General features: G+C 62.6%; 7 protein-coding genes. 3 read left to right on the forward strand and 4 right to left on the reverse strand.

Annotated elements, in window-relative coordinates; all coding sequences use genetic code 11:
- Nucleotides 1–161: 161 nt before the first annotated feature.
- The 4 genes from ID132_RS14510 to ID132_RS13015 all read right to left on the reverse strand — a co-directional run bounded on the left by ID132_RS14510 (nucleotide 162) and on the right by ID132_RS13015 (nucleotide 3,437).
- Nucleotides 162–290, reverse strand: a complete 129-nt coding sequence (locus tag ID132_RS14510; RefSeq protein ID WP_268898540.1) for a hypothetical protein — start codon at nucleotides 288–290, stop codon at nucleotides 162–164.
- Nucleotides 291–362: 72 nt separating this feature from the next.
- Nucleotides 363–998, reverse strand: a complete 636-nt coding sequence (locus ID132_RS13005) for a hypothetical protein (protein WP_193128819.1) — start codon at nucleotides 996–998, stop codon at nucleotides 363–365.
- Complete coding sequence (locus ID132_RS13010) at nucleotides 995–3,031, reverse strand: glycosyltransferase family 2 protein (RefSeq protein WP_193128820.1); 2,037 nt, start codon at nucleotides 3,029–3,031, stop codon at nucleotides 995–997. The genes ID132_RS13005 and ID132_RS13010 overlap by 4 nt, the downstream gene beginning before the upstream one ends.
- A 1-nt stretch (nucleotide 3,032) precedes the next feature.
- Nucleotides 3,033–3,437, reverse strand: coding sequence for a hypothetical protein (locus ID132_RS13015; RefSeq protein WP_193128821.1), 405 nt, complete (start codon nucleotides 3,435–3,437; stop codon nucleotides 3,033–3,035).
- A gap of 937 nt (nucleotides 3,438–4,374) precedes the next feature.
- Between ID132_RS13015 and ID132_RS13020 the strand changes: the two genes are divergently transcribed.
- From ID132_RS13020 to ID132_RS13030, 3 genes are read left to right on the forward strand one after another with little or no spacing between them, the layout of a single operon-like run.
- A complete protein-coding gene (locus tag ID132_RS13020; protein ID WP_193128822.1) occupies nucleotides 4,375–8,319 on the forward strand; it encodes a glycosyltransferase in 3,945 nt (1,314 codons plus the stop codon).
- Nucleotides 8,320–8,321: 2 nt separating this feature from the next.
- On the forward strand, nucleotides 8,322–9,236 hold the full coding sequence (locus ID132_RS13025) for a hypothetical protein (protein ID WP_193128823.1): 915 nt from the start codon (nucleotides 8,322–8,324) through the stop codon (nucleotides 9,234–9,236).
- A 24-nt stretch (nucleotides 9,237–9,260) separates the two neighbouring features.
- On the forward strand, nucleotides 9,261–10,442 hold the full coding sequence (locus ID132_RS13030) for a hypothetical protein (RefSeq protein ID WP_193128824.1): 1,182 nt from the start codon (nucleotides 9,261–9,263) through the stop codon (nucleotides 10,440–10,442).
- The last annotated feature ends 99 nt before the right edge of the window (nucleotides 10,443–10,541 follow it).

Below are 10,541 nucleotides of genomic sequence, written 5' to 3' on the forward strand. Positions count from 1 at the left end.
CCTATCCGTGCAGCAGACCCGTCGGCAATTTGTCGTGGCAGCCGGGTCGAGGGCATGAGGCTTCTAAGCATCAAAGATGTTTCGCCTTGAGCAGAGACTTCCACGCCAATTAGTCGACGGAATGACATTGATTGAATCGATCGCGGGCTACCACGCGAAGATTACGGGGCCTGCGCCGAAACCTTGGCGGCGGAGGTGTTGCTGGCTGATTTGGTACCGTCGGACGGCTTCGCTGGTGTGGTCATGGCGTCGTGGGCGATGGCCATGATCGCGCGCCGGTAGGCGCGCACGTCAGCATTGTCGCTGATGTCGCGGAGTAGGCGTCGCCTTCAGGGCTGTCGCGAATGTCGTGAACCTGGATACTACTCAGGCCGGTAGTTGGCTTGCAGGCCCAAGCGTGCTGACAGTAGGAGATTCGTTAGTCGTGATATTTCGACTTCCGGGATCTCGCGTGACAGGTTCTTGATTAACAGTCGGTCGGCCGAGAGGTCCCCGGCAAACAACACTGCGACGGCCAGCCTCGCTCGAATGCTTGGGAACGTTGTCGATGCTGCGGCGTCCAGTGCGAAAGCATTCGAAGCTACGGCGATTGAATGAAGCGTCCGAAGGCTCCCATTCCAGTCGCTCACGGGGAGAACTGAAATCGACGTGCTGGACTGAACTAGCGACTTGAGGTCGAAGGACACCTCAACATCGCGAATGCCTTGCTCAAGGGCCTTGGGGTAATACTCGATGGGGGAGGGGCGAATCGCAATGTGCTTAAGGTCGGCTTCGATGGCCGTAGCTGTGTTAGGGCCGAGCTTGTGGGGCAGATGGAGGTCCCCGCTCGCCCAGTGTCCGAATGCGAGGTACCCTGCAATAGCCTCCCGTTCGGGGTTGATCGACTGCGGAGAATGATCGAGTAGGAGCGAAGATACGGGTGGCGTGCCGTCATATTCGTCTAGCTCAGCATGGAAACCGAACTGCCCATATTCGGTACTCTTCCAAGTGATTTTCACGACCAGTACTCCTTGACGGTTGTTCCCACGACGAACCATGGCGTCGTCTCGGGTAATGAGTTCACGGCTGACTCGTGAGTCAAGACAAGCTTTCGCCGCGTCCGGCTGTCCTCAAAGACATACTCGGAACCGACACCGGCCTGCGGTTCTGCCTCGAGCGTTGGCTTGTTGCCACGGATGGTTGAGCCTTGAGGTGTCTGTGTGAGAAAGTCGGCGAGAGCTTCAGTTACCCATCCGGCCGCCGAATGAGATTCTTCAGAAGTGCTCTCAGCCGTCGCAACTTGTGCCTCAATGCGGGTACCGAGCGCGGCGAGCTTCACTAGGTCCCCGTAACTGGCGCCCTTCACGCTCATGTGTGAGGACAGGAGCACCCCATCACGACTTAGCAGCTGGCCACGAACCTCGCCATCGAATTCGGGCATTCGCTTGGGCAGGGAGCTTACCTGAACCGTTGCGTTTCGCGTGACGAGATGATCCGGCAGGTAGGCATGGACTGACCGGGCAAACTCGTCTCTGTCCTTCACGGGAGGAAAGGCATTGACCTTCGCCGCATCCGCGAGTTTTTTCATATGCCAGTTCGTGAGCCCAAACCGGAAGAACTGAAGAGCCTGCTTGGCAGCGTCGCCTTGATTCGCGGAATCGGTCGCTGTGACCTGCAAGCTGTGCCGACGACGCAGAAGAACCGGTTTGCCGCAGTGGGAAACTCGGTAACCAGTCCGCAGCAGACGCAGGAAGAAGTTGTTGTCGACGCCACTGGTCAGGGTTTCGTCGTAGCGAATCGTGCGCATGACGTCGGTCCGAAGGAGCCAGGTACCGTGACCCGGCGCTCCGCCCTTCTGGGCAGCCTGCGCCACGCTCGGAACATTCGAGATGATGACCTGGAGTTCGCCCGTTTCGTCATCGAAATTGATGAAGGAACCGGTGGACCCCACGTACTCTGCAGTGACTGCCGCAAGCTGCCATTCGAGCCGCTGTGGCGGCATCAGGTCGTCGTCATCCATGACGGCCGTGTAGTAGCCCTGGCCTTGATCCAGAGCAAAGTTTCGGGCGGCGGAGATGCCCGCGGCCTCGCGGCGGAAGTAGCGAATTCGCTCATCACCAAAGGATTGGGCAACGGCCCGCGTGGAGTCGTCCTCGGAACCATCGTCAACGATGATGATCTCGAAGTCTTGAACCGTTTGAATCAAGACGGATTGAATCGCCTCGCGCAGGAGATCGGCGCGGTCCTTCGTGGCGAACACCACGCTGACCAACGGCGGCGTGTTCTCAGGCTTGAACTTCCACCCGGTCGTGTTTCTCGTGTAGGTCTTGTCGTTGTAGACGACATCTTTGTTGTAGGCGACCGCGGCGCGGCCCGCCTCTGTCTGATCGACAACGCTTCGCGTGGGGACATGCCACATGTGGTACATGCGCACGTCGGGGTCGTCCACCCAAACCGTGCGGTAGCCAGCCCTGCGGGCGCGCTGGGCAAAGTCAAGGTCTTCGCCCCCGTAGGTGTGAAGGCGCTCATCGAACCCTCGGATGGCCGCGAACCCCTCGGCGGAGATCGCCATCATGCCGCCCATGCCCCAGCGAGGTCGAAGGCGCCCGACAATCTCCAACTCGTTCCAGTCGACCTCCGGGTGTGCTTCGAAGTAATCGTCACCCATGCTTTCTGGCAAGTCGCGGCACTGCAGGAAGAGCGCGCACTGCTCAGCCTCTTGCGCGGTCTCGACGATGCGTCGAATCGACTTGGGGGAGAAGAGCATGTCGGCATCGGTTGAGATCAGCACCTTTCCCTCCGCGACGGCGAACCCGGCGTTCAGGGCGCGCGAACGCGACCAGTCGGGGTCTCCGGGCGTAAACACATGCTTAGCGCCGAGCTCTTGGGCAACGACCTCCGTTGGCCTGGGGTCCTGGCTGCCGTAGTCTGAGATGATCACCTCTCCGGCGATACCGTCAAACGCGGCCACGATGCTTTGTGCCGAGCGGCGGATGCGTTCGGCTCCCCAGTCTCGGAATCCAATGACGACCGAAACGTCGAGAGTGCTCATATCAGTTCTCCTCCGGGAAGATCACTGCCGGGCGGCCAAGGAATGACGTGTCCAATGCGACGTTGAGGAAAGCCTCGACCGCGGGGGCAGCGCTGCGGTCCCATTCGCGAATCCCCAGCACGAGTCGCTGCGTTCCCGCGGGCATCTTGAAGCTGTGCAGCTTGAGGATCGCTACATTGCTGTCTTGAGGCAATTCAAAAGGCGGCAAGTACTCGAAGACTGAGTTGAGCGACGCGGACCAGTGCAAGCCCCGTGGCGAGTCCTCGAGGGACGCGATGCGTTGAGTGGCCCCGTCGAACTCGAATGTTGCGATATACGCCTTGGCCGCGATGGACTTCGTGACGCGGAGGACGGGCGCGACCTCTAAGCCGTCCTCAGGGATTGAGAACGTGAACGAAATGGCCACAGGCAGATCCTTTCCGCAGTTTCGACCTCGGGACAGTAGATGAATCGTAACGTGGCCACGTATTGATGGCTCACGCGCAACAACGGCATCACGGTAGTGGCGTGACGTTTCATGACGGTTAACTATTGAATTTTGACAACGAAGTCAAAGCTGCACCCCTCCGTGGCCAGCTGCCTGACCACCGAATATCGCCTCCAATGATCCGCTACGTGGGGAAGGCCGCTTGCTGACGGCAGGACGGGATTCGCAACCCGCGAGTTTCAAGGCATCGGTACAATCGGCCGAAGTTGCAAGGCCGCGGCGGCCAACGCGCTGGAGGGGAAAACGCATGCATTCGGACGAACGACGATCGCGGGACCACATCGAGGCCCTCCGGACAGCGGAGCTCATTTCGGACCCAATTGCGGTTGTCGCTCGCCTCGTAGCGCTGGAGGAGCGTCATGACCGTGACAAGAAAAACCTTGCGAAGGCCGAGGGCGAACTTTCGCGGCTAAAGAAGGCTGCACAGGAGCGCGACAAGCTCGCGAAGGAGCTGAAGCAGCTGCAGAAGCAGCGTGACCGGCTGAAAGTCGACCTCGTTCGTGCAAACGGGTCACTCGACGCATACCGTCGCGAGACGGCACGGCTGAAGGAAGACCTCAAGCGTGTACGTGGGTCTCGCGCCATGCAGGTTGGGCGCTCCGTCTTGTGGCCCGCGGCCGCTGCGAAGAAGTTGCTCCAGCCGACTGAGCGACTTGAGGCTACCGGGCCGTCGGCTGGAAGTGATGCAGCCGCGGCTGAATTGAGCGGTGATGAGACGCTGGCATCGGCGGCGGAAAACGCCGCCGCAGGAGGACCGTCGGAATCAATCGTCTCGACTCCCAAAGCAGTTCCGGTGAGCCAGCGTTCGATCGAACAGCTCTTGGAAGAATTTGCAGCCGAGCCCAACGCTGAGAGCTTGTCTCGAGTCATCAACCGACAGTGGTACCAGCTTGGTTTGATACACGAGCCCGCCGCCCTTATCGACCGCCACCCGGAGATCGTCGAGAAGTTCACTCCCCAGTATTCGCGCCTCGTTAAGCAAATCCAGGGATACGAACGCATCGAGTCGAACGCGGCGACGATCCCGGCGCGAGCGCCGGGCATCGCCTATTCTGCGGAGCCTGGCCGGATCATGTATTGCGTCCACTCGACGCCGGCGTTCAACTCGAACGGCTACTCGACACGCACTCGCGGTGTTGCCGCGGGCCTTCGAGACGCTGGGCACGATGTCACCGTCGTGGCGCGTGCCGGCTACCCGTGGGACGGGGGGGCGGATGTTGAGGAGCCAAGCCAAGAACGCACCGTTTGTGTGGTTGGCGATGTCGAGTACGTGCATCTGCCAGGACCGGGTCTCGGCAGCACCGCGATTGACCACTACATTCTTGCGGCGGCCGATGCGTTCGTTCGCGAAGCGCGTCTTCAACGCCCCTCGATCATTCACTCGGCTTCGAACTTCCGCACCGCCCTCGCGGCGTTGATCGCGGCCCGTCGACTCGGCGTCCCCTTCGTGTATGAAGTACGTGGGCTTTGGGAAATCACCGAGGCAGCCGAGAAGCCCGGCTGGGAAAACACGGAGCGATACAAGAGCATGGAGCGGCTCGAAACGCTCGTCGCCAGCGAGGCAGACTCGGTACTGGTGATCACGACGCAGGTTGCCGATGAACTCGAACGCCGCGGCGTCGACCGAACCAAGATGATCCTTGCTACCAACGCCGTGGACACAAATCAGTTCGTGCCGCTGCCAAAGGACGAGGCGTATGCGGCCAGCCACAAGATCCGCACCGACGTGCCGGTGCTGGGTTTCGCCGGCAGCATCGTCCCGTATGAGGGGCTCTCCCTGCTTGTGGAAGCGTCGGCCAAGCTCGCCGAACGCGGCATCGAGCATCAAGTGGCCATCGCCGGGTCCGGCGACACCACGAAGGGCCTCAAACGACAGCGAGAAGAACTCGGGCTCACGACCGTAACCTTCCTCGGGCGTCTGCCGATGGAAGAGATGCCGCGACTCATCAGCACCTTTGACATCATGCCGCTGCCACGCGTCTCCTCGGCGGTGACCGAGCTCGTGTCGCCGCTGAAGCCGCTTGAAGCGTTCAGTTCCGCCAAGGCCGTCGTGTTCTCCGACGTCGCGCCGCATCTTGACATCGCGGGGCCCGACGAGGCTCGCGGCCTCGTGTTCCCGGCCGGCGACGGGTCGGCGCTCGCGGACCAGCTGCAGCGCCTGATCGAAGACCCGGAGCTGCGCGCCGACCTCGGCCGTAAGGCGCGCTTGTGGACCATCGACGAGCGAACCTGGGCGGGCCTCGGGCACAAGGTCGCGGGCGCCTACGAGTTCGCCCGCGCCCGCCATGCCGAGGCGCTGCCCGCCCCGCGCACGCTGAGGTCGCTTCGCGTCGGCCTCGTCGCCGACGAGTTCACCTCGGCGACCCTCGCCGCCTCAATGCAGGTCACCCCGATCGACCGCGACCGCTGGCGTGAGCAGCTCGCGTCGGCCGATGCGTTCGACCTCGTGTTCATCGAGTCGGCCTGGGCCGGCAACGAAGGGCAGTGGACTCGTGGTGTTGGGCACTACGGCGAGCAGGAGAACGCTGACCTCTACGGCGCGCTCGAGCGCTGCCGCGAGCTCGGCATCCCTACCGTCTTCTGGAACAAGGAAGACCCGGTGCACTTCGCCCGGTTCCGTGAGACGGCCGCCCGCTGCGACCACGTCTTCACGACCGACGCGAACATGATCGTGCCCTATCTCGAGACGCCCGGCGCCGTCACGAAGACGGCCTCGGCGCTGCCGTTCTACGCGCAGCCCGCGATCCACAACCCGCTGCCCGCGCGCACTGAGTACGACCCCACCGCCGCGTACGCTGGCACCTACTACGGCGACCGCTACTCCGAACGCTCGCACCAGCTGCAGCGCCTGCTCAACGCCGCAACGAGCGTGGGCCTCGCGATCTACGACCGGCAACTCGCGTTCCCCGATTCGCCCTACAAGTTCCCCGACGACCTGCAGGAGTTCGTGCGCGGCCACCTGCCCTACGACCAGGTCATCGACTCATACAAGTCGCACCTCGTGCAGCTCAACGTGAACTCGGTGACCGAATCGCCTTCGATGTTCTCGCGCCGCGTGGTCGAGGTCGCCGGCTGTGGTGGCGTCGTGCTCTCGGGCCCGGGCCGCGGCATCACCGAAACCTTCGGCGGCGTGATCCCCGCCACGAACGACAACGCGACATGGCGCGCGCTGCTGCAAAACTGGAGCACCCACCCCGAGGAGCGCGTGCGCGAGGCCTGGTTCCAGATGCGTGCCGTCTACCGAGCCCACACCGTCGACACCGCGCTCGTGCTGCTCGCGCGCACCGCGGGCATCCCCGTGGCTGCCCGAGTCGGGGCCAGCTATGGGCTCGCGTTCGACGCGAGCGACGAGGCCGTGCTTGACAGCGTCGCGCGTCAGTCAGTGCTGCCGAGCGAGGTGTTCGTGAGCGACGGCTTCGGTGCCGCGAGTGAGCGCCTCTCGCCCCTGGGTGTGCGCGTGCGGGGCACCGCCGCGATTGAGCAGTCACAGTCTGACTGGCTCGGCCAGGTGTCGGCGCCCGTCGGCCGCACGCACTTCGAGGATCTCCTGCTGCCGACCCGCTTCGGCGACTGGAACCGCATCACCTTCCGCACGGCGACGGCCGACGACGTGGGCGTCGCACTCGCGACGCCGACGGATGCGCCGAACGGCACCGAGGGGCTCGTACGTCGCGACCTGGTCGAGTTCAGCCACGGGCTCGAACGCGCGCTGAACACCCGCCCGGTGACTGGCGTCGAGCTCCTGTTCCCGCCGGCGGAGCCGGTGTATACGCTGCCGCTCGACGAGGTTGAGGCCGAGGTGCCGAGCGAGGAAAACGCGAGCAAGAGCATCCTGGTCGCCGGCCACGACCTGAAGTTCGCGCGCACTCTCATCGAGACGCTCGAGACGGCCGGGCACACGATTCTGCTCGACGAGTGGGAGAGCCACACGAAGCACGACGCCGAGCGCTCCGAGGAGCTGCTCGAGCGCGCCGACATCGTGTTCTGCGAGTGGGGGCTTGGCAACGCCGAGTGGTACTCGAAGCGCGTAAAGCCGCACCAGCGGCTCGTCGTTCGCGTCCACTCGCAGGAGCTGCGCCGGCCGCACCTGCGCGCGATTACGCACAAGAACGTCGACGAGTACATCTTCGTCGGCGAGCTCATTCGCCGTGCAGCGATCGAGAGCCACGGCGTGCCGCAGAAGAAGACGCGGGTGATTCCGAACCCCGTTGACGTCACGTCGCTGCATCTGCCGAAGCACGAGGGCGCCGAGCATACGCTCGGTCTCGTCGGCATCGTCGCGCAACCGAAGCGACTCGACCGGGCCCTTGACCTGCTCGAGCGCCTGCTCGAGGTCGACGGCAGCTACAAGCTGCGCATCAAGGGCAAGCAGCCCGCCGACTACCCGTGGATGCTCAACCGCCCCGACGAGATGGCGTACTACGACGTGCAGTATGCGCGCATCGACGCGATCAACGCGAAGCACGAGGGCGCCGTCGTCTTCGACGGCTTTGGGCCCGACATGGAGGAGTGGTACCGCAATATCGGCGTCGCTGTGTCGGTGAGCGACTTCGAGTCGTTCCACCTGACGATTCCCGACGGCGCCGCTTCCGGTGCGCTCCCGTCCTCGATTGACTGGCCGGGTGCGGATCTCATCTATCCTCGAGAGTGGATCAGCGCGACCGTCGAGGAGATGGCGCAGCGGGTGCTTTCAGCGAAGAGCAACCCGGCCCAGCTCGCGGCGATGGTGCAGGAGCGGTTTGGCGCTGACGTTGTTCTGGCTGAGCTAGCGGAAGCGATCTCGCCTTCCGCAAAGGAGTAGGAATGACGATTGCAACACCTCAGTGGGATACCCGGCATGACGCCGAGGTAGTCCAGTGGGCAGACCTGTCGCTGTTTTCGCCGAACGGGAAGCGTGGCCACTACGTCTTCGCGCCGGATCGGTCGCGAGCTGAGAAGCGGCCCCTGCATGCGCTGTACCAGCCCGGTACTTCCGATGTACTGGCCGTAGTGCTGCACGGAGCGATCAATCGCGAGAAATATACGATTCCTCGGTTTGAGTGGCTTGGCACGTTGAAGAACCGCAAGGAACACGTGCTCTATGTCGGCGACTCGACGCTCGGCCTCGCGGCCGACCTGCAGATCGGTTGGTACATCGGCACCCGTGAGTCGGATGAACTCGCTCGCGTCGTTCGCCTGGCCACGCAGCTGCGCGCCAAGCTCGGCCTCGCTCGGGTGCTGTTCATGGGCGGCTCGGCAGGCGGCTTCGCGTCACTCATGGCGTCGTCGCATGTGCCCGGTTCACGCGCACTTTCGTTCAACCCGCAGGTGACGATCTCGGAATACTACCCGCGCTTCGTCAAGCGCTTCATGCAGGTCGCGCTGCCGAGCTTCGCCGGCTTCGAGGATGCTCGCGCCGCGATGCCCGGGCGGCTGTCGGTCCTCGACGTCGTCACCTCGACGACGCAGATGCGCAACCGTGCGCTCATCGTGCAGAACAGTGGTGACACGTTCCACATGGAGAACCACCTTGGGCACCTCGCGACTCAGCTCGACCTGCCACTCGAGAGTACGGTGAGTGCCGACAGCGGCATGGAGTTCGACATCCGCTACTTCGGCGACGGCCACAGCATGCCGTACCGGCACGTACTGACGAAATACCTCGACCTCACCCTCGAGCGCTGGGACGACGAGCGGGTCGTGCGCGCAGGTGACACGTTCGACGCAGAGCAGCGTTAAGCAGCATTTGGTTAGGAATCCGCGATGAATGAACCCGCCTCGACGCTCATCCTGCTTGAGACGATCTTTTGTGACTACGAGAACGACCCCGAGATTCTCTCGTCCTATTTCGAACGATTTCAACTGACGCTCGAGTCGCTGTCGAAGCAGCAGGTGCCAGCTCAGGCCGAACTGTCCGTGGTGGTCTATGTCTCCCGTGACAAGGGCACCTGGATCGAGAAGGTGCAGGGTGAAATTGACCGGTGGCGGGACATTCGGGATGCACGCGTCGCGATCAAGATTCATACCTACGACCACCCCGAGATCGGCTACCCCGAAGGCGACCAGGATCGCGTGGACTGGCAGAAGAACCCGAGTAAGCATGCACCGTACCGGGAACAGCTGTTCACGTCGTCGTGCAAGGCCGTCGATTTCAGCGCGTACGACCGGCTGATCCGCGTCACGCTGGATGACGATGATGTCTGGCTGCCCTGGCACACCACGACGCTGGTGACTGTCGCGCAAGCGGCGAGGTCGAACGAGCGGATTGCGCACCAAGATGACTTGGCGCTCGGGCTGCTCGACGTCAATATCGCCTACATCGGTGATGACGAGGTCGAGGTGCGCACCGTTGCTCTCGAGCGGACCCTCACCGGCGACAAGTTCTACGTCATCGACGATCCGGGTTCACGGGATGACCTAGCGAGGCGGTCGGCATGGTCAATCCCGGAGGTCATGGACAAGGATCAGAAGCGCAGGATGGCCCGCCATGGGGTCGGTCTATATGCGGTGCGCAACTACGGAGCCGGGTTCGTCTATATGAGATGGGGACAAAACCTGTCACGACAGAGGAAGGACGGGTTCCAAATTGTAGGGCTGGGTAGCCAGACTTTGGCGGCACCTCAAGACGTCCTCGAACTCAGCCGGAACCAGATACCGACCGATGAATCATCCGGCCTCTGGTTCGGTATTCTCCCCGGCAGGCTCAAAGTTGACGCGAAACGACATGGTCGCCAAGTTCACGCTTCCACGAACTTCGATGATGTTAGAAAGACCGGTTCGCAACTTGCGCTTCAACTCATGCGCGGCGGCAAACGTATTGATGTGCGTGCCTACGGCTCGTCTGCGAACACGGTGTTTGAAAATGTGCCGCCAGGAGTAACGGTCCAGGCGTTCATCCGTCGAGACGGCGCGATCATAGGGAGAGCGACCTCGCGGGAGGTTTGAGTCTAGTGGCTTATTGGGTTGATATTGCAAAACGCAACAATTTGCCCCGGCTGGCGCAAAATTGTTCTACACATTTCTTAAGGGGCTCATCGCAATCGA

The organism is Gulosibacter sediminis, from assembly GCF_014904065.1.
GTDB classification, from domain to species: Bacteria; Actinomycetota; Actinomycetes; order Actinomycetales; family Microbacteriaceae; genus Gulosibacter; species Gulosibacter sediminis.